The sequence below is a fragment of the Enterobacter sp. CRENT-193 genome (genome assembly GCF_002787395.1).
Classification (GTDB): domain Bacteria; phylum Pseudomonadota; class Gammaproteobacteria; order Enterobacterales; family Enterobacteriaceae; genus Enterobacter; species Enterobacter hormaechei_C.
In genome coordinates, this window is record NZ_CP024812.1 from 2,538,718 (window position 1) to 2,563,699 (window position 24,982).

Consider the following 24,982-nt stretch of genomic DNA (forward strand, 5'->3'; position numbering starts at 1 on the left):
TTTATTTCGTCATCAATGCTGGGGTGGCGCTATTCTGCCAGGGCCGAGACGACCACATAGGTAAATAAACCGATTGCTGTGCTGGCGATAATGGCGAGCGCAATAAACAAACCAAGGCGAATCAGGCTTAAACCGTACATGCATTCCTCCATGAGGTTGAAGGTGGCGCGGGATAAAGAGAATGAACGTGTTGCATGCCTGACTATGAGCATAGTCGGTGAATAAATAAATGTTAAATAACCATTATTAGTGGCGTGACATACTCAGGCGAAACAAGCGTTACAATAGCGTATCCCCTTTGAATAACATCCTGATATTCCTGTGCTACGTTTAATAGCATCCATTCCTTTTTTCCGTAAAAGGCATTCACGCCTGTACCCATGGGGTTGATGCGATCTCTCCTGATTCACTCACTGTTGTGTTGGTTATAAAAAGGATGCTTGATATGTATAAAACGATTCTGGTGCCGGTGGATGTATACGAAACAGCGTTGTCTGATAAAGCGCTACAGCATGCCCAATTCCTGGCGCAAAGCGCATCGGGTAATGTCCATCTGCTGTACGTTATGCCAAAGTTCTCGGCGGAACTGACCCGCGGTTTTATTGCAGACGCGAGAAAGATGGATGAATATATGATTAATAATGCTAAAGAAAAACTGGCTGCGCTGGTAAAAAAAATCAACCTGCCGGAAGCAAATGTCCATCTGCATGTTCGCAGCGGGAATATACGTGATGAGGTAATCAAACTGGCGGATGAACTTAACGTCGGTGCGATTATTGTGGGATCGCGTAATCCCAATATTCAAACCCATTTATTAGGGTCAGAGGCGGCGAGTATCGTTCGTTATGCGCATGTTCCTGTTTTCGTTATTCGTTAATGACATGAAAGCAAGGTGATTTCTGAAAAGAACCCGAGGAAGGAACGATGAAAACAGAAAAGCCTCACCGCCCGTATTATCAACAGACCGTTGATGAAACCCTGACAAATATCCAATCCAGCCTCGACGGACTTAGCAGTACAGAAGCCACCGCCAGGCTGGAAAAATACGGCGAAAACGCCTTACCGCAAAAACCGGGTAAACCTGGCTGGCTGCGCTTTCTGGCCCATTTCAACGATGTCCTTATTTACGTCCTTCTGGCGGCGGCGCTGCTGAAGCTGATAATGGGACACTGGGTGGATATGTTTGTCATTCTTGGGGTGGCTATCATTAACGCCCTGATTGGCCATATTCAGGAGAGCAATGCGGAGAAATCGCTGCAAAGCATTCGTAATATGCTCTCCAGCGAGGCTGTGGTCATCCGGCAGGGCAACCATGAAACTATCCCGACGACAGCGCTGGTGCCCGGAGATATCGTCGTGATACGCGCCGGGGATCGCATTCCTGCCGATCTTCGCGTGATAGAGGCGCACAACCTGCGGGTGGAAGAAGCTATTCTCACCGGCGAATCCACGGTAGTGGAGAAAAGCAGCGATGTGCTCAGCGGCGAACTCCCGTTAGGTGACCGTTACAATCTGCTGTATTCGGGCACCACCGTCAGCTCCGGCGGGGGAAAAGGGCTGGTGGTGGCGACTGGTGGGGAGACCGAACTCGGCCATATCAACCAGATGATGTCAGACATTGAAAAACACCGTACCCCGTTGATGGTGCAAATGGACAAGCTCGGCAAGACCATTTTTATCACCATTCTGGTGATGATGCTGGCGCTGTTCGTTTTCAGCCTCATCTTCCGCGATATGCCCGTTTCAGAGCTGGTGCTGTCGCTGATTAGCCTTGCGGTGGCGGCTGTGCCGGAAGGATTACCGGCCATTATCTCGATCATCCTCTCGCTGGGCGTGCAGGCGATGGCGCGTCGCAAGGCGATTATTCGCAAGCTGCCTACCGTGGAAACGCTGGGGGCGATGACGGTTATCTGCTCGGATAAAACCGGCACCCTGACCATGAATGAGATGACGGTAAAAGCGGTGATTACCGCGGACACCACCTACCGCGTCGAGGGAGACAGTTACGAACCGGTGGGCGCTATTCACCCTGTTGACGATCCAACACCGGTCACCGTGACCCAGGGATCTGTGCTTGAGCGCTATCTGCGCACCGTCGATCTCTGTAATGACAGCCAGCTGATCAAAGATGAGCAGGGGCTGTGGAAAATCACCGGCGGGCCAACCGAAGGCGCGCTGAAGGTGCTGGCGGCCAAAATCCCGCTTCCGACAATTGACGCCGAATTGCGCAGTAAAATCCCATTCGATTCGCAATATAAATACATGTCCACCCTCTATCGCCTGGGCGACGAAGAGGTGATGTTAATCACCGGTGCGCCGGACGTCCTTTTCCGTCTTTGCCAGCACCAGCAGACCCAAAACGGGCTGGAGCCGTTCAACCTGCACTATTGGGAAGAGAAGATTGAAGAGTATGCGCGCGAGGGATTGCGCATGGTGGCTGCGGCCTGGAAACCGGCCGCCAGCGGGCAGCGCGAGCTGACGCATGCGGATCTGCAAGAGGGGGTCATACTGCTCGGCATTGCGGGCATGATGGATCCCCCGCGCCCGGAAGCCATTTCGGCCATTGCCGACTGCTTGCAGGCGGGCATTCGCGTGAAAATGATTACCGGGGATCATCCACAAACGGCGATGAGCATTGGACAGATGCTGGGTATTGGCAACGCGGCGAGCGCCATTACCGGGCGCGAGCTGGAGGCGATGGACGACCACCAGCTGAGCGAGGCGGCGCAAAAATACGATATCTTTGCCCGAACCAGCCCGGAAGATAAATTCCGCCTGGTGCAGGCGCTGCAAAGTAAGCAGGAAGTGGTCGGAATGACCGGGGACGGGGTGAACGATGCGCCTGCGCTGAAGCGGGCGGATGTCGGCATCGCGATGGGGATCAAAGGTACTGAAGTCACCAAAGAAGCCGCCGATATGGTGTTAACGGATGATAACTTTGCCACCATTGCCCGGGCGGTCCATGAAGGGCGTCGGGTCTACGACAACCTGAAAAAGACCATTTTGTTCGTTATCCCGAGCAACATCGCCCAGGCCCTGCTGATCATTATTGCCCTGCTGGCGGGGAACCTGATCCCGTTAACACCGGTACTGATCCTGTGGATGAACATGGCAACCTCGGCAACGCTGTCGTTTGGCCTGGCGTTTGAAGCGGGTGAGAAGGACATCATGAACCGGCCGCCGCGTAAGTCTAACCTGCATGTGATGGACGGTTATGCCATCTGGCGAGTGGTGTTTGTCGGCCTGATGATTGCCATCAGCGCCTTTGTGCTGGAGGCCTGGCTGCAACCTCGCGGCTACTCGCCGGAGTTCATCCGCACCGTGTTGCTGCAAACGCTGGTCACCGCCCAGTGGTTTTACATGCTCAACTGCCGCGTCACCGACGGTTTCTCCCTGAGTAAAGGTCTGCTGGCTAATAAGGGGATATGGATCGTGAGCGGCGTACTTCTGGCCCTTCAGCTTCTGATCATCTATGCGCCGTTCATGCAAATGCTGTTCGGTACCGAAGCGCTACCGTTCCGCTACTGGATCATTACCTTCCTGATTGGGTTTGCGATGTTCATGATTGTTGAAGCAGAAAAAGTCCTTACCCGGAGATGGCGCACGATGAAAAGATGACTGAATGAGCAGGCTAAGCCTGCCCACCGGCAGGCTTTCTCTTTGACTGAGTACAGAACACTATGATTCGATTTGCCTCGTTCGTTTTTACGCTTGGTATTCTGGTTCCCGCTGCATCTGCTGTAACCTACCCCCTCCCTCCGGAGGGCAGCCGCCTGGTGGGGGCGCCGATCACCATCACCGTGCCTGAGGGCAATACTCTGCCGCTCGAAGCGTTTGCAGCGCAGCACGGACAGGGGTTGAGCAATATGCTGGAAGCCAACCCGGGGGTGGATCCGTTTTTACCGCGAGCCGGAACACAGCTGGTGGTACCCCAGCAGCTTATTCTGCCGCCAACGGTGCGCGAGGGAATTGTGGTGAACGTCGCGGAAATGCGACTTTACTATTATCCACCCGGCAGCAACACGGTTGAGGTGCTGCCTATTGGCATCGGTCAGGCCGGGCGCGAAACGCCGCGTAACTGGGTAACCGCCGTTGAGCGCAAACAGGAAGGCCCAACCTGGTCACCCACGCCAAATACGCGACGCGCTTACGCGAAGGAAGGGAAAACGTTGCCCGCGTTCGTTCCCGCCGGGCCGGATAACCCGATGGGGCTGTATGCCCTCTATATCGGCAGGCTGTACGCGATCCACGGTACCAACTCAAATTTCGGCATTGGTCTGCGCGTCAGCCAGGGCTGCATTCGCCTGCGTAATAACGATATCAAATACCTGTTCGATAACGTTTCGGTGGGGACGCGGGTACAGCTTATCGATCAGCCCGTAAAAGTGACCACGGAGCCGGACGGTAGCCGTTGGGTAGAGGTTCATGAGCCGCTTTCACGCAATCGCGCGGAATTTGAATCGACAAATAAGGTGCCGCTGCCCATTTCAGCCGCACAAAGGACGCAGCTGATAAGTGAAGGGGCGGGCGCTGAACTGGAACGGCGGTCGGGGATGCCGGTGAAGCTTGCTATGACTGGTAGCGCTTCGCTTGCCGGGCCTTGAATACCGTAGGTCGGGTAAGCGGAGCGCCACCCGACAAACTTACCGAACGCAGAAAAGCAAAAAGCCTGCTTTAAAAGCAGGCTTTTCAAATTTGGCTCCTCTGACTGGACTCGAACCAGTGACATACGGATTAACAGTCCGCCGTTCTACCGACTGAACTACAGAGGAATCGTGTGAACGGGGCGCATATTATCGACCTCCGTACGCCTTGTCAAAGGATGTATCGCCCACTTCAGACTGTTTGCTGACAAAACCAGCAAAGTGACGTTTTTGCCAACGGAATGCACCATTATTGTGCAGATATACCCCGAATGGGGCAGATCGGAAACCGTTGTCCCCGTCTCAAAACAGGCATCAGTGATTGGCTTTCCTTATTTTCAGCCGCTTAGCAGAGACATACACCCGCTGCAAAAAACTGGCATCCATATTGCAAAACCTGTTTAACAACACAGCCGTTACCGGCACGCTATTTTCGAACAGGGGGCAACATGAACTTAAGACGACTGAAATACTTCGTAAAAATCGTCGATATCGGCAGCCTGACCCAGGCGGCTGAAGTGCTGCATATCGCGCAGCCTGCGCTGAGCCAGCAGGTCGCGACTCTGGAAGGCGAAATGGACCAGCAACTGTTGATCCGCACCAAGCGCGGCGTAACGCCTACCGAAGCTGGAAAAATTTTATATACCCATGCCCGCACGATCCTGCGTCAGTGTGAACAGGCGCAGCTGGCCGTGCACAATGTGGGTCAGACCCTGAGTGGCCATGTCTCTATCGGGCTGGCGCCGGGAACGGCCGCATCGTCGGTAACCATGCCGCTGCTTCAGGCGGTGCGAGCAGAGCTACCGGAAGTGCTGGTTTATCTGCATGAGAACAGTGGTTCCGTGCTCAATGACAAACTGCTCAACGGTCAGCTGGATATGGCGGTGCTGTACGATCGCTCCCCGGTTGCCGGGATCACCAGCCAGCCGCTGCTGAAGGAAGATCTTTATCTGGTCGGTACCCGTGATTGCCCTGGCCAGAGCATTGATTTAACCGCTGTGGCAGAGATGAACCTGTTTCTGCCGCGCGACTACAGTGCCGTGCGCGTGCGCGTTGACGAAGCGTTTTCGCTGCGCCGTCTGACGGCGAAGATCATCGGCGAGATCGACTCCATCTCCACGCTGACTGCCGCCATTGCCAGCGGCATGGGTGTAACGGTTCTTCCCGAGTCTGCCGCACGTTCACTGTGCAGCGCGGCAAACGGCTGGATGGCCCGTATCACCACGCCATCCATGAGCTTACCGCTGTCGTTAAATATGTCCGCGCGCGGCTCCCTGTCACCGCAGGCGCAGGCGGTGAAAGAGATCCTGATGTCTCTGGTCAGTAAGCCGTCGCTGGAAAATCGCGAGCTGCAACTGGTCAGCTGATATTCCAAATAAGCATAAGATGCTGGTTTTTATTATTTGTTCTCCAGCCCGGCTGACTCTAACAATAGCCTTATGTCAGATGCGCCGGAGTGAATTGTGAATTTCCAGCAACTTAAAATTATTCGTGAGGCGGCCAGGCGGGATTACAACCTGACCGAAGTCGCCAATATGCTTTACACCTCTCAGTCGGGCGTCAGCCGGCATATCCGCGAGCTGGAGGAGGAGTTAGGCATTGAGATTTTTATCCGTCGCGGCAAGCGCCTGCTGGGTATGACCGAGCCAGGCAAGGCATTACTGACCATCGCTGAGCGCATTCTCAACGAGGCCAGCAACGTTCGCCGGCTGGCGGATCTCTTTACCAACGACGCTTCCGGTGTGCTGACTATCGCCACCACCCATACACAGGCGCGCTACAGTCTTCCGACGGTTATCAAAGCATTTCGTGAGATCTTCCCGGACGTACGTCTCGAACTGATCCAGGGCACGCCGCAGGAAATCGAAGTGCTGCTGCATAACGGCGGAGCCGATATCGGTATCGCCAGTGAACGGCTGAGCAACGACCCGCTGCTGGTGGCGTTCCCGTGGTTCCGCTGGCACCACAGCCTGCTGTTACCCGCCGATCACCCGCTGAATCAGGTTTCGCCGTTGACGCTGGAAGAGATCGTCAAATGGCCGCTGATTACCTACCGGCAGGGCATTACCGGGCGCTCGCGCATTGATGAAGCGTTCAAGCGTAAAGGGCTCACGCCGGACGTGGTGCTGAGCGCGCAGGATTCCGACGTGATCAAAACCTACGTCGAGTTAGGGCTGGGGATTGGCCTGGTGGCCGAGCAGTCTGGCGGAGAATATGAGGCCGGAAATCTGGTGCGTCTGGATACGCGTCATCTGTTCGATGCGAATACCGTCTGGCTGGGGCTAAAGCGCGGGCAGCTTCAGCGTAACTACGTGTGGCGTTTTATTGAGCTATGCAACGCGGGGCTGTCGGTGGATGAGATCAAACGCCAGGTGATGGAGCCGGAAGAGGTGGCGATTGATTATCAGATTTAGTCGCTAATCAGTAGGCCGGGTAAGGCGCAGCCGCCACCCGGCAAATTTACCGAACCCACAAAAGCAAAAAGCCTGCTTTAAAAGCAGGCTTTTCAAATTTGGCTCCTCTGACTGGACTCGAACCAGTGACATACGGATTAACAGTCCGCCGTTCTACCGACTGAACTACAGAGGAATCGTGTGAACGAGGCGCATATTATCGACCTGCGTGCGCCTTGTCAAAGGGGAAAACACCGTTTTTGTTCGTTTGTCGACAATTTCAGCAAACCGATGATTTAATAGCAAATTTGCTTTCAAATTGCACAGCAAATCGCGCCGCCCGCAGACAGGCGGCGCGCAGGATCAGAACAGAACGGAGTAATTCAGACCAAACGTACGTCCACGGCCTTTATAAGTATAAAGACCCGGTGCGCCGTAGGTTGGGCTATACAGCCCCGGTGCGCGCTGGCCCCAGGCGGTGGTGTAGTCTTTGTCCAGCAGGTTCTCCACGCTGAAGCTGACTTTGCCCACCGGCAGGGCGTAGCTACCCAGGAAATCAACGGTGTTATAGCCATCAATCTTCTTACCGTCGGCGTCAGACACGTCAAAGGTTTGTGTGCTCTGCACGCGTAGCGTCCAGTCGCCCGGCGCCCAGTTGACCCATGCGCTGGCTTTAGACGGGCTGGCGCTGTCGACCGTCAGCTTCTCCCATTTCCCGTTTTCACGCGTTTCGGACTTGATGGCGTTAAAGTTCGCCCCGGTGCTCCAGTCGCTGTCGGTGAAGAAATAATCCACCTGGCCTTCAATCCCGTAGATACGACGTTTGTCGTCCTCCAGGTTGATGGTCATGTCGCTCTTGTTGATGGTGATGGTTTTATCCGAGAGCGAGTAGTATGCCGCCACCTGAGTACGCAGGTTATCGCCGGTGAAGCGCCAGCCGAGCTCGTAAGCATTGACCTTAATCCCGTCCAGCGTTGAGTCGTTCACATTGACGCTGTTTTGCAGACGATAGTGACCATCGACCAGCTGATAGGTGCCGGAGCCGTAGTACTTCGCCAGGTCCGGGATCTCGAAGCCCTGGGAGAAGTTAAACCACAGCTGTTGCTGTTCGGTCAGACGTCCAAGGATCCCGGCGTTAAACAGGAAGTTGTTGTAGTCGGTTTTCCCGCCCGGCACCGCGTCAGCGGAGGTGGCTTTGCCCGTGGCGATTGCCTGCTGCTGGGCGTAACCGACAAAATCGTCCACCTTGTTTTCGGTGTACTGATAACGCACGCCGCCGCTCAGTGTGATGGCGTCAATGTCATAGCTGGCTTGCAGGAACGGCGCGAGGTTGGTAATGCTGTAACCCGGATAACGGCCCACGTTGTAGGCATTGTCCAGCTCCATGCCGCCGCTCGCCGCCGCTTTGCTTAAGTCGAAGAACTGCTGGTTGGCATCGAATGTTTCATGGTCGGCATCCACACCCCAGGTGAGGGTCAGGTCGTCCATCGGCTTGCTGTTCAGCGTCAGCTTGCCGCCGTAAAAATCGGTTTTCTGCTGGGACGCGCCAATGCTGGTCACCGCGCCTTTGCTCAGCGTCGGGAACGGGTAGTAGGTCAGACTCTCATCACGGTAGTAAATCTGCGCAACCAGATCCTGACCCCAGAAATCGGTGTTCGAGTATTGCAGGTTGATCAGGTGACGCTCTGTGCCCGGGATACGGTCAGAGTTCAGGTTGTCTTTGTTATAGGCTTTGGCATCGCCCGTGACCGCAGCGAAATTCTCCCCAAGGAACAGGCCGTGCTTGCCGTCAGATTCGCTCTTGTAGTACTGCGTGGTTAACTGGAGCTGCTGATGATCGTCGATGTTGATGGTGCCTGTCCCCATCACGTCGATACGGTCGGAATACTGCAAGCCGGTCTGGGTGTTATCGATAATCACCTCGTCGCCGTTGCCGTCATACCAGCCGCCGTAGCGCTGATAGGAGACCGACAGACGACCAGAGGCGTTGTCATTGCCGCCGCTCACGGCTGCGGAGACGTTCTCATCATGGTCGTTATGGCTGTTAAACCCGCTTTTTGCCCCGGTCTGGAACTCCACTTCGGTCTCCGGCTGGCCTTTTTTGGTGACGATGTTCACCAGCCCGCCGGTACTGCCGCCGCCGTACAGCGAGGTGGCGCCGGAGATCACTTCGATGCGGTCAATGTTGAACGGATCGATAGAGTCGAGCTGGCGGCTGTCGCTGCGGGACGAGTTCAGACGTACGCCGTCCACCATCACCATCATGGAGCGACCGCGCAGGTTCATGCCGTAGTTGGTACGTCCCTGGCTGCTGACGTCCATGCCGGGGATCAGCTGGGCCAGAACGTCTTTAATCTCTTTCCCGCCCTGAACCTGCTGCTCAATTTCCGCCCGCTCAATAACCCAGGTGGTTTGCGCCATCTCTGCCACGCTGCGATGTGCCCGGCTGGCGGAGACCACAATATCTTCTTCCTTTTGTTCTTCCGCCCACGCAGAGGTAGAAAGCATGGCAAGCAAGCACGGATTTAAAACCCAAAGATGAGAACGTTTCATTGTTATGTTGATCCTGAATGTGTGTGTCAGTACTCGGTGGTCTTTATTAATGATTTAATAACCTGGCTGCTCTCCGGGCTGGTGGTGCTCCGCCAGTGGATCACGCCGGGGGTGGTTGCCAGCTCAAACGGCTCGTCATCGTGAGCGCGATTCAAAATTCGCGCCGCGCGCCAGGCCATCAGGCTGAGCTGGGGTTCGGCAATACCGAGACGGTGCATCCCGGCATTCACGGCAAACAGGCGGTTGCTCTGCGGGCCGTCCCATTCAAGGGTAAAATCGTTGTTGATGCAGAAGGCTTCATCCTCATCCAGACGCAGTCGGGAAGAGAGCGGGGCGAGAAAAGCAGGCTGCACGGCGCGGTAGCCGGTGGCGAAAATCACCACGTCGCTTTCAAGCTGTTCGCGCCCGCCGTCCAGGTGATGCTGGATGCTGAGGCGAGGTCCGGTTTCCTGGCGCGTCAGCGCCGTCACCGAGCGGGACGGCATCAGGTGCGCCCAGGGTTTTTCACGCAGCACTTCGAAACGGTGGTACATGGCGCGGTAAATCGCCAGCAGGGACTCGGTGGTGATCCCGTCGGAGGTCATTCTCTGCTCCTGCAACATCTGACGTCGGGCGTCGTCACTGAGGGTCGAGAAGCTGTCCACATACTCTGGCGTGAAATACTCGTTAGCAAACGCGGCTTCATCCAGCGCGTTGTAGTTGTTGCGGCGCGACACCCAGTTGAGGCTCAGCGGCTGGCCCCATTCCCCACGGAAGATATTCAAAAACAGATCCGCACCGCTCTGGCCGCCGCCGACGACGGTGACGCGCTTGCCCGCTAAATCCGGCGTGCGCAGCATCATTTCGCTGGCGTGGAAGCAGGTATCGTCCTGCGCGGTGACGCAGTCTGGCAGATTGATCTGCTTCCCAATCCCCACGCAGACGTGCCGCGCCAGGAAGCGATCCCGCTGGGTCACGATCTCAAACAGGCCGTTTTGCTCATCAAAGCTGACCTGCTGTACCTGCTGGCTGAAGGCCAGGTTGGTGAGGTTATCTGCCGCCCAGCACAGGTAGTCGGCAAACTCCTCGCGCGACACGGTGCGCTGCTCGGTGGTGAGGAAACGGTAGAACTTTTTGCGTTGTACCAGGTAGTTCAGGAAGCTGTGGCGGTTGGTTGGCTCTACGGCGCTGACCAGATCCTTCAGGAAGCTGGTCTGCATATGGCAGTCCGGCACCATCATCCCCGGGTGCCAGGAGAAGTGCGGCTTGCGTTCAAGAAACAGCGAGCTAAAACCGTCCAGCCCCTCCGCCAGCGCGGCAATACTGAGGTTGAACGGACCGATACCAATGCCGATGAAATCATAGGTTTTCATTGCGCTGACTCCCGGGAGACCAGAAAAAGAGGGTTATCAAGATCGCAGACGTAGTTCGGCAGCATGCGGCTGCCGCCGTCGTGTTCAGAGAAGGTCAGTTTGACCGGGTTGAGGATCACGCGAATAATCTGCGGCTTAAACAGGTCGAACTTCGCGAAGCGCGCCGCAAGATCCGGATGGGCGGCCATATAACGATGTAACACCAGCGCCAGGATCTGATAGAAGCGGGTTTCATTCACGCCGCATTGCAGGGTGAGGCGGGATATAAAGCGCAGCACCGTGACAAAGTTGCCGGTTTGCAGGTCGTGGATGATGTAATCCGCGCTGAGGCGCGCCGTCACCGCTTTTACCTGCTCCGGCAGGCTCTGCGCCTGCGGGAAATCTTCATCCACCAGGCGCATATCGCCCTGGAAATCCTTCAGCAAAATGCGCTGCGGAACGTAATCTTTCATCACCAGCGTGACGTTCTGGCCGTGGGCGATGAGCGCCACCCCGTAGCGACAGAGCAGGTGATAGAAGGGGATCACCGTCGCCTCAAACAGCTTTTCCAGCCATGCGTCAGCGGTTAACCCCGAGCGTTTGATCCATGCGTCAATCAGCGGGCGCCCCTGATTATCGGTTTCCATCAGCGCCGCCATCAGCACCGCCTGTTCACCATCCTGTAAATAGCAGGATGGGTTCTCGCGCCAGATCACCCCCAGCATCTCCTGATAGCGGTACGGCGCCTCAGGCAATGCGGCATAACCCGGATGCGACAGATATCCGGCAGCGGGTTCGCCAAGCACCTGCGCCCCGGAGCGAATCAGCGTGGCATCGCTGGCAAACTGCTGCTGTAGCCAGCGCGAGGCCAGCGGACCGGCGGCAATATACTTGCCCGGAATACCGCGATAGCAGGAGGTGTTGTAGATGGTCAGCGGCAGCTTGATGTCATACGGCGTGCGACGGCTGGCGTTGGTCAGCGTGCGCAGGGACTGCTGCGCCAGATACTCATCGCCGAACTCACCCAGCTCCACCATTTCACCGCGTGCGAGCTGCGCCAGGAAATGAATGGCAATTTTTTGCTGCCATTGCCACGGGTGCAGCGGCACCGGCAGCCAGCTATCATCCAGATCCAGCTCCTGCCAGCGGGCGTCGAACCGCTCGCGCTCGGCATCGTCCATGGCGCTGGAGAGCAGGGCGTTAATATCGCAATCGGCGTCGCTGCTCCAGACCAGACGATCGCGCTGCACGGCGACCCAGTGCAGGCGAAAACGCCCGCGATATTCCGGCGCGTACAGGCGCAGGGCATCCAGCCCCCAGCCGCGGCGTCCCTTATTGAAAATAAACTTCGGGTGACCGCGCATCAGGCACTGTAGCTCGTCCGGGTCAAGGTGGATCAGCGCATCGGCATCCAGCGTTTCACGCGCCTGCAACAGCTGCATGTCGCCCCGCAGCGTGGCGTAGAGATCTTCCATGTGCTCCGCTGTTTGCGCGTCGCTCATCTCCAGTACGGTGGCCAGTTGCAGCAGCGCGTTTTCCGCTTCGACCGCCGCGCCGCTGGTGGTGGTCAGGGTATCAGGGTCAATATGCAGCCAGCCCCAGATCCCACGCGTGGCGCGAAACTGCCAGCACGCGTTGCCCATACTAATGCGCCAGTAGTCCGCCGAATCCGGCTCGGCGCGCAGGGTGCGTTCATATTCCAGTTCGGCGAGGATCTTCGCCACCATCTCGCGGTTCACTTTCTGCCAGAGTGCGTTCACAGTTCCACCTCGTGGAAGAAGCGATGACGCTCGCTCATGATGAGGCGGGAGCGTTTGTGCGGGAAGTCGAACTCTTTCACCGTGTCGAAACCGGCGGACGCCAGATGGCGGAACAGACGCTGGTTGTCGAAGCGCGGTTCCGCCACAATGCGCGCCGTGCGCGGTTCATCGAGATACAGATAGTGGCTCAGGCCGCGCAGCCAGCTGCGGATATACTGCGCTCCGCGCCAGTTCTCTTCGCCCACCAGCATATGCAGCCCGCGGTCAAAGGGCTGCCAGCGATAGTGGCGGCCAATGCGGTCTTCCGCCGCCCAGTAGAGTTCAAAATAGCCGAATGGCTGATCGTCAAAGCAGCCGATCACCGGATAGCAATAGGTCGAGTCGAGCTGGCGACGCAGGTAGTTCTCCTGCTCGGCCTGCGGGCCGGCCATCTCCCAGAAAGCGTTCACGCGTGGGGTGTTCATCCAGCGGGTAAAACGCTCGCCGTCCAGCGCCACGTCCGCCACGCGGAAGCTCAGGGTGCGCTTAATCTGCGGATCGTAACGGCGATACACCTCGCCCTGCGGGCGGTGAGGGCGCAGCGGGAAGTACAGCTGACGGCTTTCATCAAACTGCATTCCGCCGCTCGCCTGCGGACGCTCGCCTTTCAGCCACAGCGGCAGCTGCCAGAAAATTTCACGCGCCAGATAATCTCCGTGAACGAGGCTAAACAGCGCCTGCGCCTGAGGTTCATCCTGCCAGGCTGCCCACGGCAGGGTAATGCCGGTCAGGGCGGGCGCGGCAACAAACAGCTGGTCGAGGGCGTCCACCAGCCAGCCGTCCGGGAGCCCGGTCAGCCGCTCCAGCACCGCGCAGCCGTCGAGACCCAGCGTCAGCGGCAGGTTTTGTTCCGTGACCGTGCAGCGAAAGCCGTAGCCGGAATGGACGATATTCGCGTTTGCCATCACGCCTTCTCCTTATAAAACGGGTTGCTAAAGTCGAAATAGATCACCGCCGGATCGACGATGGTGTTTTCGTTGCGATCGTGCAGATAGCAGAAGAAGTTGCCTTTGCAGTTCCAGGTCGGGCTGTCGAGCACATAATCAAGGCAGCGGGTCTGCTTCGCCGTCGTGCGCAGTTCGGCCAGCGCGTCACGCACGCGGGACATCAGGTTCTCTTCGCTGTCGAAACCGGCAGCGGCGAGCGCGGCGGTGACGGCAAGGGTAGAGTTCAGCAGCAGGTAATAAGGGAAGTAGCGCAGCAGCTGGCTCTCACCGAAGCGGTTTTCAACTTCGGTTTCACCTGCCTCATTCAGCCACGCGTCGGCCCCTTCGGTCCAGGCGCTGCCCTGGCAGTCACGGTAGATCAGCCCAACGGGGAAATCCTGCTGCATCTCAACGAGGATATTTTGCTGGTGCGCCAGCAGGACCAGACCGTAGTCCGCCTCGGCGCTGAACAGCGGAAGCAATACGCGGTCGCAGTAGGCATCCAGCCAGCAGCGCGCGGCCTGGGCGAGGGGTAAGTCCAGACGCTGGCTCAGACGACGCACCGCCGCGGCGAGCAGGCTGTCGCCGCCGTCCGGCGCGGCCTGGGTCAGGCTCACCAGCACGTTGGTTTGCGTTTCAGGGGTATCGAACAGCAGATTGACGCGCAGGGCCATCAGGCTCTCTTCCTGAATGACGCCGTGCTCATCGCGCAGCCCCGCCCAGCCGTCCTCCTGCATCACGCGCATGGTCGGGTAGCGCGCCTGAAGTTCCTGCCAGCGTGCCGTTTTCGCCAGCCGCGCCAGGCGCATGCCGCGCTTAACCTCTTTCACCGACAGCGTGCGCACGGAGTTGGTCAGCCGCACGCTCAGGGAAAACTTAATCATGTCGCTGTTGGTTTCACTGTACAGCGAGCGGGAAGAGCTGGTGGGTAGCCATGGCGCACCGGCTTCGCCCAGATCGCGCAGGGCGCCTTTTTCTACCAGACGCTGGCACCAGTCCTGCTCCAGCAGATAGTCGGCCTGCCACGGGTGCATCGGCAGTAGCCAGCAGGTGTCGGTGAAGTGACCGAGAAGAGCCGGCGCGCTCTGCGCTGCAAAGCGCAGCAGACGTTCCCGCAGGGAGACATTCAGGCTGTCGCCGGTAATCAGCTCATGCTCAACCGCAAACCAGCGCAGCGGGAAGCGGGAGGCGAAATCCGGCAGATAGCGACGCGCCTCGGCCTCGTTAAACGGCTCGTGCGACTTTGGGGCAGGATGAAAAGCATGGCCGACCAGCAGCGCCTGTTCCGCTTCGGCAAAGGTCAGCGGCTTATCGCGCAGGTTTGCCCAGTTGTGGCGTAAATCAATGGCCTGCCAGGTGTGTGTATGGCTTTCCAGGACGCGCTGCTTAAAGCGAGCCAGCGTATCGGCATCCAGAGCGCCTTTAACCGTCTCTTTTTCAATAATTAAATCAATCAGTTGATGGAATGTGACCGTGTCACCGCCGTCGCTGTCGGCCTGAATCAGCGTTGCCGGGAAAAGATACTGGTGATGCTGTGTGGGGGAGAAATAGCGTACCGGAACCCGAATGGCCTGGGTTGGGGAGAGCGGGATATGAATCAGTGATAACTCATCCGCACGGGTTGCGGGAAGATAGTGCCAGTCCTTCGTTTCGCGCAGTAGCGCGTTCAAAAAACACTGGGCCGCAACATCTGTACCGGCGGAGCGGGGCAGAGTACGCATAGTTGTACCTCATTCCATGACTGATAATAATTCTCGTTATGATATTCATTCTGTTTACAGTGGCAACTATTTTTGCAATATTTGTTTTCATAAACTTCATAATTTCCACACATTTATTGACATTATCTTCACAATTTTATGCGCACCCGTACCGAGAATCTCACTGACGTTGTGGCCCCCAAAGCTAACTGGCCCCTGGCACTGGGCGCCGGTTTATTAGGTATTGGACAAAACGGTTTGCTGGTCATGCTGCCGCAGCTGGTCTCCCTGACCGGATTGTCGCTCTCCGTCTGGGCCGGGCTGTTGATGTTCGGCTCGATGCTCTTTTTACCCGCATCGCCCTGGTGGGGACGCCAGAGCGAGCGGCACGGCTGTCAGATCGTTATGCTGGCCTCGCTGGGCGGCTACCTGGCGAGCTTCGTCGTGATGGCGCTGGTAGTCTGGGCGATGGCGAACGGCGCGCTGAATGCCCTCTGGGGAATGGCGGGCCTGGTTCTGTCGCGCATGCTGTACGGCCTGACGGTATCAGGGCTGGTGCCTGCGGCCCAGACGTGGGCCATTCAACGCGCGGGGCTGGATAAAAGGATGGCGGCGCTGGCGACGATAAGCTCTGGCCTGAGCTGCGGGCGTCTGCTGGGACCGCCTCTGGCCGCGCTGATGCTCAGCGTCAGCCCGGTCGCACCGCTCTGGCTGATGGCGCTGGCGCCGTTGATCGCGCTGCTGCTGGTGCTGCGCGAAGCCGCCGATCCCCCGCTGCCGCCGGTGGCGCACCAGTCGACGCGGTTACAGGCCTCCATGCTGCCTTTCCTGGTGCTGGCGCTGCTGCTGGCAGCGCTGGTCAGCCTGATGCAGCTTGGCTTATCGCCGCATCTTCATCCGTTATTCAATGGCGATGCCGTGCAAATTAGCCATCATGTCGCGCTATTGCTGAGTCTGGCCGCCCTGGCGACCCTGGCGGCGCAGTTTCTGGTGGTACGCCCGCAGCATTTTACCCCGAGAGTTTTACTCTTAATTGCCGCAGTGCTGATGGTGGCGGGTCTTGGGCTGATGTCTCTCGCCAGTTTAGCCCTGTTCTACGTGGGCATTGTCATCACTTCGCTGGGGGCCGCCATGGCAACGCCGGGATACCAGCTTTTGCTCAACGATCGGCTGACGACGGGCAAAGGCGCAGGGGTGATCGCCACCAGCCATACGCTGGGCTACGGGGCCAGCGCGCTGCTGGTACCCGTGGTGACGCGCTTTTACGGTGAGCAGTTTTTGATTACTGCCGCATGGGGAATGGCGCTGCTGTTTCTCGCGGTGAGCGTGTGGGTACGATCGACCGATCGTACCCCTTAAACATTAGTGGAACGGATGAGAGGATGTGCTGGCTGCGTCCTCACTTTGCCGCAGACGCTGGAGTGGATCCTGCTGATAAAACTGGCAAAAACGCTGCCACAGCGCCGGGAAGCGCGGGGCAAAAAGCTCAGGTGCGCTAAAGAAATACTCGGACAGCACCGCAAAGCACTCGGCGGGATCGGTCGCGGCGTAGGCATCAATGCTGGCCGCGCTTTCACCCACCAGGTCGATCTCATCCTGAATGTTTTCCATCGCCGCGTGCAGGTCGTGCTCCCATCCCGCGACTTCACGCAGCGGGATCAGCGGCACGCCGCTGGCGCGATCGCCGTTACGGGTATCCAGCTTATGCGCCACTTCGTGAATGATCAGGTTGAAGCCCGAGGCATCGAACGAGTCTTGAATATCCAGCCAGTTGAGGATGATTGGCCCTTGCTGCCAGCTCTGCCCGGACTGCACCATACGCTGGTTGTGCACCAGCCCGATGTCATCCTCCCACTCATCATCGACGATGAACGGCGCCGGGTAGATCAGCACTTCGTGGAAGCCATCCAGCCATTCGATACCCAGCTCCAGCACCGGCAAGCAGAAGAGCAGGGCGATGCGCGAATTTTTAAGCGGATCCAGTTCGAAGCCCTGTAGCGGTACCAGCCGTTTTTGCTGTAAAAAACGCTCGGCCAGCTGAATCAGCTTTGATTGCTCTTCAGGCAAGAGATTCGCCAGCACGGGGATCGCCAGAGCCTCATCCCAGGGGAGCGCCATATTTCGACCAGCGTCGTTCGTTTTCCAGGGCCACTTAATCATCGCTTTGCTCGTTACTCGCACGTGAACAAAATGGAAAGGTCAGGGGCTGTTAGCATGCCAACATACTCTGTTAAGCAGTATGACACTCCTCATCGGCTGCATGCAGAGTGGCGGCCTGTTTAAGAGGAATCCAGCCCGCATAAACTATCACTATGTGCCGTCAGGTTGATAGCGCTTTAGGGGTATCCCCTTCATTTTGTGAAGTATGTCGTGCGCGGCTATGATAAATCTCTTCTTACCCTACCGTGCTTAAGGATCCCGTCAGTATGCCCGTCAATTTTGACCTCAACGATCTCTATGCCTTCCGCGCTTTACTGGAATACGGCAATTTCCGTCTTGCGGCAGAATCTATCTGCCTTTCCCAGTCGGCGTTGAGTCGCAGAATTGAAAAGCTGGAGGCGGCACTGGGGACAAAACTGTTCGACAGAACCACCCGGCGCGTCACGCTGACCCTGTATGGACAGACCTTTGCCGACCGGTGCGGGCAACTGCTTGCTGACGTGGAGTCCATGCTTTCGGATATCGATAAGGCCAGCGAAGAGCGCACGGGGCTAATCACCGTGGCGACGGTGCCGTCAGCCGCCTGTTACTTTATGCCGGATGTGATCCGCCGCTTTCAGTCCCGTTACCCCCGCGTGCGCATAAAACTGATCGACAGCAGCGCCGGAAATGTTATCGAGGCCGTCACCCGCGGACAGGCGGATTTTGGTATCTGCTTTGCCCGGAGTTTGCAGCCCGACATCGAGTTTGTCCCGCTGGTGGAGGATGTCTACGTGGCCGCCTGCCGACGCGACAGCCCGCTTGCAAAAAGAAAAAGCCTGACGTGGCAGGCTTTTTATCAGCAGGATTATATCGGTCTGGATAAGACCTCCGGCAACCGCAATCTTCTCGACCAGCGGGTCGGGCATATTCGGCCTGAGCGCCCCAGCATCTGCGAAACGCGGCACGTGACGACCATGCTGGGGATGGTTGAAGCCGGGATCGGCATTGCGGCCGTTCCCGCCATGTCAATGCCCCGCGCAGAGCATTCGCTGCTGACGTCGGTACCTTTAACCGAGCCTGAAGTCAGGCGAACCGTGGGGCTGATCCGCCGCCGCGGTCGGATCCAGTCCTATATTGCTGCCGAACTCGAAACGCTGATTACCGAGCAGTATCGCGAGGTGCACTGACGGGCGTTAAGCCCGTTGCCGTAATGACGCTGGCGGCCTGTGGCGAGGCGAGAAAAGTCAGCAGCGCTTTTCCCTGTTCAGGATGGTCGGCCTTCTGCGTTACGGCTCCGGCGAAACGGGTAATGTACTGCATGTCGTCAGGCAACTTACCGACAAACGTCACCCCCGGGACCGGCAGAAGCTCGCTCACCTGCTGAAAGCCGAGGTCGTATTTCCCTTTTGCCACTTCAGACGCCACCGGGATACGCTCAACCCGGTGCGCTTTATCGTGGACCTGGCCGTCTATGCCCAGCTTACGGAACAGCTGGCTCTCAACATACCGGCCGCTGACGCTGTCGGAATAAGCCATGGAATGCGCCTTCAGCAGCGTTTGCCGCAGGGCAGGCACCGTACTGATATCCGGCACCGGCGCGCCCGCTTTGACGACCATCCCGACGGGCGAATCCGCCAGCTCAACGCGGGAGCCCGCCGCCGTCCTGCGATCCTGTTCCAGTTTCGCCAGCGCATCGCCCACCATAATCACCACGTCCGCTTTTTCGCCCCGGGCGAGCCGGGCCGGAATGGCCTGCGGCGTTTTGCCCATCGACGGGCCGGAGATCACAATGATCCTGTCGCCGCTTTGCGCTTCGTACTGCGGCGTCAGCTTCTCCAGCGCCGCTTTGAAGCCGCCAGAAATCATCACCGTCACATCCTGCGCAAGCGCGCCCGCGCTGAGGGTGGCGAAGGTCAGGGCGGCAATCACCGTTCTGAATGTAAGCATGAGGGATCACTCCTTAACGGCAGTTTGCAGGATTAACGTGCGACGACGATAGAGATAGAGCGTTGCCAGCAGGGCGCAAACGGCGGCAAAGCTCATCCAGTAGCCCGGGGAAGCTTTGTCGCCGGTGTACTCAATTAAGGCGGTCGAAATCACCGGCGTGAAACCGCCAAAGACCGCCGTTGCCAGGCTGTAAGCCAGCGAGAAGCCCGCCACGCGCACCTCTGCTGGCATGATCTCAGTCAGGGCCGGGATCATCGCGCCGTTATACAGACCGTAGAGGAAAGAGAGCCACAGCAGCACGGTCAGCATCATTGAGAAGCTCGGGGCTGCCGCCAGCATCGTCAGCGCCGGATAGCTGGTTGCCAGCGCCAGCAGCGTCATGGCGATCAGCACCGGTTTACGCCCGAAGCGATCCGACAGCGCGCCGCCCACCGGCAGCCAGATGAAGTTGGACACCGCCACCAGCAGCGTGACCAGAAGACTGTCCGACGCGCTGAGCATCAGGACTTTTTTACCGAAGGTCGGCGCGTAAACGGTGATCAGGTAAAACGCGGTGGTGGTCATCGCCACCATCAGCATGCCCGCGACGACGACCGGCCAGTTGGCGAGCAGCGTTGTGAAGACCTGACGCATCGCCAGATGGTGGCGCCGGGCGCTGAATTCCTCGGTCTCTTCGAGCTTGCGGCGCAGGAAAAAGATGAACGGCACAATCAGACAGCCAAACAGGAACGGAATACGCCACCCCCATTCGCGAATGGCACTCTCTTCCAGCACCACATTCAGCGCGAAGCCCATCGCCGCCGCGATCATAATGGCGACCTGCTGGCTACCTGACTGCCAGCTGGTATAGAAACCCTTGCGGCCCGGCGTGGCGATCTCCGCCAGATAAACCGAAACCCCGCCCAGCTCGGCGCCTGCCGAAAAACCCTGCAACAGGCGGCCGGTCAGCACCAGCAGCGGTGCCCACAGGCCAATGCTCTGATAAGAAGGGATCAGCACAATCAGAAAGGTTCCGGCGGCCATAATCGACAGGGTGACGATCAGCCCTTTACGGCGGCCCACTTTATCAATGTAAGCCCCCAGCACAATGGCCCCGATCGGACGCATCAGGAAGCCCGCGCCAAAGACGGCGAAGGTCATCATCAGTGACGCAAATTCACTGCTTGCCGGGAAAAAAGTATGGGCGATGTAGGTGGCATAAAAGCCGAACAGAAAGAAGTCGAATTGCTCAAGAAAGTTGCTCGACGTGACGCGGAAAATCGCGCCCGCTTTCGCACGAACCGTTGCAGGTGAGGTTGAGGAAACCATGATTATCTCCAGTTTTATAGCGACGTTATGCTCGTCTGTTTCTGAAAACTGGATCAGGAAGTGGAAATTAATAAGCGCAAATAGCGCATAAACCGATGCGTGTGGTGCATTAATGACAATGCGTTGACCAGTATTTACATATTCAACAATAACTTAACATTTCGATGATCTTTTATTTACCACGTTTCGCTAAGTCGCTGATATATCAGTTTTGTGACACCGCGCAGATGAGAAGCCAGGCGGGGCCTGGCTTGGGATTATCAGCGCAGCGCGTTCGCAATCGCGCTAAACATCAGCGACGCTTCCAGCGGCTGGGCGCTGAATGACGGCTCTGCCTGCGGCCAGGTGGACCACTGGACGATAACCAGATTTTCTTTCTGATTAACCATGATCATCTGCCCAAAAATACCCAGCGCCCACAGGGAATCCTTCAGCGAATTTTCGACTTTCGGCTCCACATTTGTGGCGGTGGCTGGCACTTCATTGTTCCACCACTGGTAGCCGTACAACCCCTTCGGATGCGCCTCGGACACCGATCCTTTGGCCTGTGTCCAGGCTGAGGACTGTTTCACCCAGCCCTCGGGAGGATCTGCTTTCCGTCCGGCAGGGTACCGTTATGCAGGATAAACTCCCCGAAACGCCCCCAGTCTTCCAGCGTGGCGTTGAACCCATGCGCACCCACGTCGTGCTGGCCTTTGCTGTAGGCATGCCACACGCCGTCGCTTGCCATACCGTACGGCTGCCAGATGCTTTTCTCCAGATACGCCGCGAGCGTCATGCCGGTGGCGCGCTCAAGCACATCGCCTAACAGCCAGGCGCCACCCGAGGAATAGGACCAGTTTTCGCCCGCTGGGTGTTCACGGTGTAACCCCTTCACCAGGGTGCGCACACAGTCGTAGGTGCCCGGCTTCGCTTCGCATTCGGTAAGCCGGGCGAAGTCAGATTGCGCGTTGGTGTAATCTTCAGTCCACGCCACGCCCGAGGTGTGGGTGATGAGCTGTTTCAGCGTTACGCCCTCCCAGGCGGTGCCTTTTAAATCCGGTTCGTATTGGGTGACAAGGTCGTCCAGGGAGTGGATTTTCCCTTCTTTAATCGCAACACCCACCAGCGCGGAGACCACGGATTTGCCCACGGAACGCGACGTCCAGAGCGTAGAGTCGGTATTGCCTTCTCCCAGATATTTATAGGCCACTTTGCCATTTTTCAGCACCAGCATGCCGCTGACGTTCTGGCGTTTCAGGTAATCCTGAAGATTGTAAATCTTACCCTTCACCTGATAGCGGGCATCGGTGAGCGGTTTTTCTGCGGGCAGCAGTGGCGTAGCGTTGCCGTGGCGGAACACATCGCCCGCGTAGTTGCGGTAGTCATTGCGAAAGCCCACCACGCGATCGGCCTGGCTCCAGGTGAGCATGGTATGTGCGTCCGGGAGTCTGGCATCGAAAGGCGCCGGACAGGTCGTGAGTTCGGTACCGTTGCAGGCCGCCATGACGGCGGGCGAGAGCAGGCTGCTGATAACCAGCGCCGCGAGCAGTGTGCGGTTTGTTTTGATTTTCATATTTATCTCGTTTGGCTCAGGAAGGACTTCAGTTTAAGAACCTGAGGCCTATAATAAAAAACGCGTTATGGGGGAAAATCCCCCGGAAAATCGCGTGGAGAATGACGTGGCATCACTGATCTATTCTTTTGCCCAGCTTGAGGCGTTCACCGCCGTCGCTGAGCATGGCAGCCTGATGAAGGCGGCCAGTAAACTCGGCAAAGATCGTACAACCCTGCGGGATCTGATCGATTTCCTTGAGGATGGGCTGGGCTACGCGCTGTTCCTGCGGGAGGGGCGTAGCCTGCGCCTGACGCCGGAGGGGGAGCAGCTTCAGCGGCAGGCGCACCTGCTGATGCGGCAGGTCAAAGCGTTTGAGGCGTTTGCCCGTACGGTGCCGGACAGCGCGACGCAGGACATTGCCCTTGTTTACGATCCGTTCACCCCCAGAGCCTTTTTGCAGGCGCTGATCGCTACGCTGGCGACGAAAAAGATCCGCCTGAGCCTGACCAGCGCATCGCGCGATGAGGCGGAAGCCATGCTGGCGAACGGTCAGGCCGATCTGGGGATCTGCCAGGCGCGCAACCGCAGCGTGGGCAATGAGATGGAGTGGCGGGCGCTGGGGGCGATCGAAATGGATTTTTACGCCGCAACGGCGCTTTTTGCGGAGGTTGCGTCGCCGGTGTCGCTGCTCGATCTCTCTCTGGTTCCACAGGTGGTTATGCATGCCGCGTCAGACGAGCCGGTTGCCCGTCGCCTGCAAATTTCAGGGCACACGCTTTTCACTAACGAACTGGAGATGCTGCGCGGCCTGCTGGAGCAGGGCTGCGGCTGGGGATTTTTGCCGACCCATCTTCACGCAACGCAGTGGAAAAACGTAAAAAGGCTGCCCACCGAAGTGGGCAGCCAGGGGATAAGCCAGACGATGGTCACCATCTGGAAGCCGGGCAGCGACAAGCGCGGGTTGATCAACGATACGCTCTCGCAGCTTCCGGCGTTATGGAAACGCTCAGCGCTGTGAGCACCCTTTGCACTGTTTATTCTGGATCTGCTGAAAGAAGTCGTTGCCTTTGTCATCCACCAGGATAAACGCCGGGAAGTTCTCCACTTCAATTTTCCAGATGGCTTCCATTCCCAGTTCAGGATAGGCCACGCACTCCAGACTCTTGATGCTGTTTTGCGCCAGTACCGCCGCCGGGCCGCCAATGCTGCCGAGGTAGAAGCCGCCGTGCTTATGGCAGGCGTCGGTGACCTGCTGGCTGCGGTTACCTTTGGCCAGCATGATCATGCTCGCACCGTTGGATTGCAGTAAGTCTACATAGGAGTCCATACGCCCGGCGGTGGTCGGGCCTAAGGAGCCAGACGCGTAACCTTCTGGCGTTTTCGCCGGGCCAGCATAGTAAATCGGGTGATCTTTAACGTACTGCGGCAGTTCTTCCCCGTTGTCGAGCAGCTCTTTCAGCTTCGCATGGGCGATGTCGCGCGCCACAATAATGGTGCCGTTCAGCGACAGGCGGGTGGAGACAGGGTGCGCGGAAAGCTGCGCCAGAATGTCGGGCATCGGCTTGTTCAGATCAATGCTTACCACGTCGCCTTCTCCCTGCTGGCGCAGGGATTCAGGAATATACTGGCCCGGATTGTGCTCCAGCTTCTCAATCCAGATCCCCTCGCGGTTAATCTTCGCCTTGATGTTGCGGTCAGCGGAGCAGGAGACGCCCATGCCGATCGGGCAGGAGGCGCCGTGGCGCGGCAGACGGATTACGCGAATATCGTGCGCGAAGTATTTCCCGCCAAACTGCGCGCCCAGGCCGAGGTTTTGCGCTTCCTGAAGCAGTTCCTGCTCGAGCTGGACGTCGCGGAACGCCTGGCCGTGCGCGTTGCCTTCGGTTGGCAGGCCATCGTAGTAGCGCGCAGAGGCGAGCTTGACGGTTTTCAGCGTGGCTTCCGCAGAGGTGCCGCCGATAACGAAGGCGATATGGTAAGGCGGGCAGGCCGCGGTGCCCAGGGTCCGCATCTTCTCAACCAGATAATTTTTCAGCTTCGCCGGGGTGATCAGCGCTTTGGTTTCCTGATACAGATAAGTTTTGTTGGCGGAACCGCCGCCTTTCGCCATGCACAGGAATTTATACTCGTCACCATCAACGCTGTAGAGGTCGATCTGCGCGGGCAGGTTGGTGCCGGTATTCACCTCTTTATACATATCCAGCGCCGCGTTCTGCGAGTAGCGCAGGTTGTCTTCAATATAGGTGTTATACACGCCCTGACTCAGCGCCGCTTCGTCGCCGCCGCCGGTCCAGACGCGCTGGCCTTTCTTACCCATAATGATTGCCGTACCGGTATCCTGACAGGTGGGCAGCACGCCTTTCGCCGCAATTTCGGAGTTGCGCAGGAATTGCAGGGCAACGTACTTATCGTTCTGGCTGGCTTCCGGATCGTTAAGAATGGCGGCAACCTGCTTCTGATGAGACGGACGCAGCATAAACGCGGCGTCGTGGAAAGCCTGCTGCGCCAGCAGGGTCAGGGCTTCCGGCTCCACTTTCAGCACTTCCTGACCGTCGAACTCGGCAACGGAGACATGCTCTTTGGTCAGCAGATAGTATTCGGTGTCGTCATGCGCGAGAGGGAAGGGGTTCTGGTAAATAAAGGGTTTGTTTGACATAGCTTGCTCCACAAAAATAAAACCGCCGGAGGATATGTCCGGCGGTC

General features: G+C 57.7%; 17 protein-coding genes, 2 tRNA genes and 1 pseudogene. 8 read left to right on the top strand and 12 right to left on the bottom strand.

What is annotated here, in order from left to right; genetic code table 11:
• Nucleotides 1-445 precede the first annotated feature (445 nt).
• The 3 genes from CU081_RS12405 to ldtA all read left to right on the top strand — a co-directional run bounded on the left by CU081_RS12405 (nt 446) and on the right by ldtA (nt 4,604).
• The gene (locus CU081_RS12405; RefSeq protein ID WP_003859525.1) at nt 446-877 is read left to right on the top strand and encodes a universal stress protein; all 432 of its coding nucleotides are present in this window, start codon (nt 446-448) and stop codon (nt 875-877) included.
• 47 nt (nt 878-924) lie between these two features.
• Nucleotides 925-3,618, top strand: coding sequence for a cation-transporting P-type ATPase (locus tag CU081_RS12410; RefSeq protein WP_003859527.1), 2,694 nt, complete (start codon nt 925-927; stop codon nt 3,616-3,618).
• Nucleotides 3,619-3,680: 62 nt separating this feature from the next.
• On the top strand, nt 3,681-4,604 hold the full coding sequence (gene ldtA / locus CU081_RS12415) for a L,D-transpeptidase (protein ID WP_003859528.1): 924 nt from the start codon (nt 3,681-3,683) through the stop codon (nt 4,602-4,604).
• Between the two features lie 92 nt (nt 4,605-4,696).
• On the opposite strand, the gene CU081_RS12420 is transcribed toward ldtA, so the two are convergent.
• Nucleotides 4,697-4,772 (bottom strand) — tRNA-Asn (locus CU081_RS12420).
• 320 nt (nt 4,773-5,092) lie between these two features.
• On the opposite strand from CU081_RS12420, the gene nac reads away from it, so the two are divergent.
• On the top strand, nt 5,093-6,010 hold the full coding sequence (gene nac / locus CU081_RS12425; protein ID WP_003859531.1) for a nitrogen assimilation transcriptional regulator NAC: 918 nt from the start codon (nt 5,093-5,095) through the stop codon (nt 6,008-6,010).
• Nucleotides 6,011-6,106: 96 nt separating this feature from the next.
• The gene (gene cbl, locus CU081_RS12430) at nt 6,107-7,057 is read left to right on the top strand and encodes an HTH-type transcriptional regulator Cbl (protein ID WP_003859532.1); all 951 of its coding nucleotides are present in this window, start codon (nt 6,107-6,109) and stop codon (nt 7,055-7,057) included.
• Nucleotides 7,058-7,156: 99 nt separating this feature from the next.
• On the opposite strand, the gene CU081_RS12435 is transcribed toward cbl, so the two are convergent.
• The 6 genes from CU081_RS12435 to CU081_RS12460 form a co-directional block, all read right to left on the bottom strand.
• Nucleotides 7,157-7,232 (bottom strand) — tRNA-Asn (locus CU081_RS12435).
• A 167-nt stretch (nt 7,233-7,399) separates the two neighbouring features.
• Nucleotides 7,400-9,589 carry a TonB-dependent siderophore receptor gene (locus CU081_RS12440; protein WP_003859533.1) on the bottom strand — a complete coding sequence of 730 codons (2,190 nt, stop codon included), beginning with the start codon at nt 9,587-9,589 and terminating at the stop codon, nt 7,400-7,402.
• A 26-nt stretch (nt 9,590-9,615) separates the two neighbouring features.
• A complete protein-coding gene (locus tag CU081_RS12445) occupies nt 9,616-10,941 on the bottom strand; it encodes a lysine N(6)-hydroxylase/L-ornithine N(5)-oxygenase family protein (RefSeq protein WP_003859534.1) in 1,326 nt (441 codons plus the stop codon).
• On the bottom strand, nt 10,938-12,680 hold the full coding sequence (gene iucC, locus CU081_RS12450; protein WP_003859535.1) for an IucA/IucC family protein: 1,743 nt from the start codon (nt 12,678-12,680) through the stop codon (nt 10,938-10,940). Before iucC ends, CU081_RS12445 begins: the two co-directional genes overlap by 4 nt.
• The gene (locus tag CU081_RS12455; protein WP_003859536.1) at nt 12,677-13,624 is read right to left on the bottom strand and encodes a GNAT family N-acetyltransferase; all 948 of its coding nucleotides are present in this window, start codon (nt 13,622-13,624) and stop codon (nt 12,677-12,679) included. The genes iucC and CU081_RS12455 overlap by 4 nt, the downstream gene beginning before the upstream one ends.
• Nucleotides 13,624-15,366, bottom strand: a complete 1,743-nt coding sequence (locus CU081_RS12460) for an IucA/IucC family protein (RefSeq protein ID WP_003859537.1) — start codon at nt 15,364-15,366, stop codon at nt 13,624-13,626. Before CU081_RS12460 ends, CU081_RS12455 begins: the two co-directional genes overlap by 1 nt.
• Before the next feature lie 138 nt (nt 15,367-15,504).
• Between CU081_RS12460 and CU081_RS12465 the strand changes: the two genes are divergently transcribed.
• On the top strand, nt 15,505-16,704 hold the full coding sequence (locus CU081_RS12465) for an MFS transporter (RefSeq protein WP_003859538.1): 1,200 nt from the start codon (nt 15,505-15,507) through the stop codon (nt 16,702-16,704).
• Between the two features lie 3 nt (nt 16,705-16,707).
• Here the strand turns inward: CU081_RS12465 and mtfA are convergent, their stop codons facing one another.
• Nucleotides 16,708-17,505 carry a DgsA anti-repressor MtfA gene (gene mtfA / locus CU081_RS12470; protein ID WP_003859539.1) on the bottom strand — a complete coding sequence of 266 codons (798 nt, stop codon included), beginning with the start codon at nt 17,503-17,505 and terminating at the stop codon, nt 16,708-16,710.
• A gap of 266 nt (nt 17,506-17,771) precedes the next feature.
• Here mtfA and CU081_RS12475 point away from each other — a divergent pair, with 266 nt between their 5' ends.
• A complete protein-coding gene (locus tag CU081_RS12475; protein ID WP_003859540.1) occupies nt 17,772-18,674 on the top strand; it encodes a LysR family transcriptional regulator in 903 nt (300 codons plus the stop codon).
• Here the strand turns inward: CU081_RS12475 and CU081_RS12480 are convergent.
• The 3 genes and pseudogenes from CU081_RS12480 to CU081_RS12490 all read right to left on the bottom strand — a co-directional run bounded on the left by CU081_RS12480 (nt 18,646) and on the right by CU081_RS12490 (nt 22,297).
• Nucleotides 18,646-19,434 carry a substrate-binding domain-containing protein gene (locus CU081_RS12480; protein WP_022651469.1) on the bottom strand — a complete coding sequence of 263 codons (789 nt, stop codon included), beginning with the start codon at nt 19,432-19,434 and terminating at the stop codon, nt 18,646-18,648. The two genes, CU081_RS12475 and CU081_RS12480, sit on opposite strands and share 29 nt — an antisense overlap.
• A gap of 6 nt (nt 19,435-19,440) precedes the next feature.
• Nucleotides 19,441-20,742 (bottom strand): MFS transporter, encoded by a 1,302-nt coding sequence (locus CU081_RS12485; protein WP_058647505.1) that lies wholly within the window; start codon nt 20,740-20,742, stop codon nt 19,441-19,443.
• Between the two features lie 260 nt (nt 20,743-21,002).
• Nucleotides 21,003-22,297 (bottom strand): annotated as a pseudogene (locus CU081_RS12490) (serine hydrolase domain-containing protein).
• 67 nt (nt 22,298-22,364) lie between these two features.
• Here CU081_RS12490 and CU081_RS12495 point away from each other — a divergent pair.
• Nucleotides 22,365-23,297, top strand: coding sequence for a LysR family transcriptional regulator (locus tag CU081_RS12495; RefSeq protein ID WP_022651468.1), 933 nt, complete (start codon nt 22,365-22,367; stop codon nt 23,295-23,297).
• On the opposite strand, the gene fumA is transcribed toward CU081_RS12495, so the two are convergent.
• Nucleotides 23,286-24,935: a class I fumarate hydratase FumA gene (gene fumA / locus CU081_RS12500; protein ID WP_003859549.1), complete on the bottom strand. Its 1,650-nt coding sequence runs from the start codon at nt 24,933-24,935 to the stop codon at nt 23,286-23,288. The two genes, CU081_RS12495 and fumA, sit on opposite strands and share 12 nt — an antisense overlap.
• Nucleotides 24,936-24,982: the final 47 nt, after the last annotated feature.

Coding starts and splice junctions, on each gene's coding strand:
- CU081_RS12405 (WP_003859525.1), top strand. CDS start 446: ATGTATAAAACGATTCTGGTGCCGGTGGATGTATACGAAACAGCGTTG.
- CU081_RS12410 (WP_003859527.1), top strand. CDS start 925: ATGAAAACAGAAAAGCCTCACCGCCCGTATTATCAACAGACCGTTGAT.
- ldtA (WP_003859528.1), top strand. CDS start 3,681: ATGATTCGATTTGCCTCGTTCGTTTTTACGCTTGGTATTCTGGTTCCC.
- nac (WP_003859531.1), top strand. CDS start 5,093: ATGAACTTAAGACGACTGAAATACTTCGTAAAAATCGTCGATATCGGC.
- CU081_RS12440 (WP_003859533.1), bottom strand. CDS start 9,589: ATGAAACGTTCTCATCTTTGGGTTTTAAATCCGTGCTTGCTTGCCATG.
- CU081_RS12445 (WP_003859534.1), bottom strand. CDS start 10,941: ATGAAAACCTATGATTTCATCGGCATTGGTATCGGTCCGTTCAACCTC.
- CU081_RS12455 (WP_003859536.1), bottom strand. CDS start 13,624: ATGGCAAACGCGAATATCGTCCATTCCGGCTACGGCTTTCGCTGCACG.
- CU081_RS12460 (WP_003859537.1), bottom strand. CDS start 15,366: ATGCGTACTCTGCCCCGCTCCGCCGGTACAGATGTTGCGGCCCAGTGT.
- CU081_RS12465 (WP_003859538.1), top strand. CDS start 15,505: ATGCGCACCCGTACCGAGAATCTCACTGACGTTGTGGCCCCCAAAGCT.
- mtfA (WP_003859539.1), bottom strand. CDS start 17,505: ATGATTAAGTGGCCCTGGAAAACGAACGACGCTGGTCGAAATATGGCG.
- CU081_RS12475 (WP_003859540.1), top strand. CDS start 17,772: ATGCCCGTCAATTTTGACCTCAACGATCTCTATGCCTTCCGCGCTTTA.
- CU081_RS12480 (WP_022651469.1), bottom strand. CDS start 19,434: ATGCTTACATTCAGAACGGTGATTGCCGCCCTGACCTTCGCCACCCTC.
- CU081_RS12485 (WP_058647505.1), bottom strand. CDS start 20,742: ATGGTTTCCTCAACCTCACCTGCAACGGTTCGTGCGAAAGCGGGCGCG.
- CU081_RS12495 (WP_022651468.1), top strand. CDS start 22,365: ATGGGGGAAAATCCCCCGGAAAATCGCGTGGAGAATGACGTGGCATCA.
- fumA (WP_003859549.1), bottom strand. CDS start 24,935: ATGTCAAACAAACCCTTTATTTACCAGAACCCCTTCCCTCTCGCGCAT.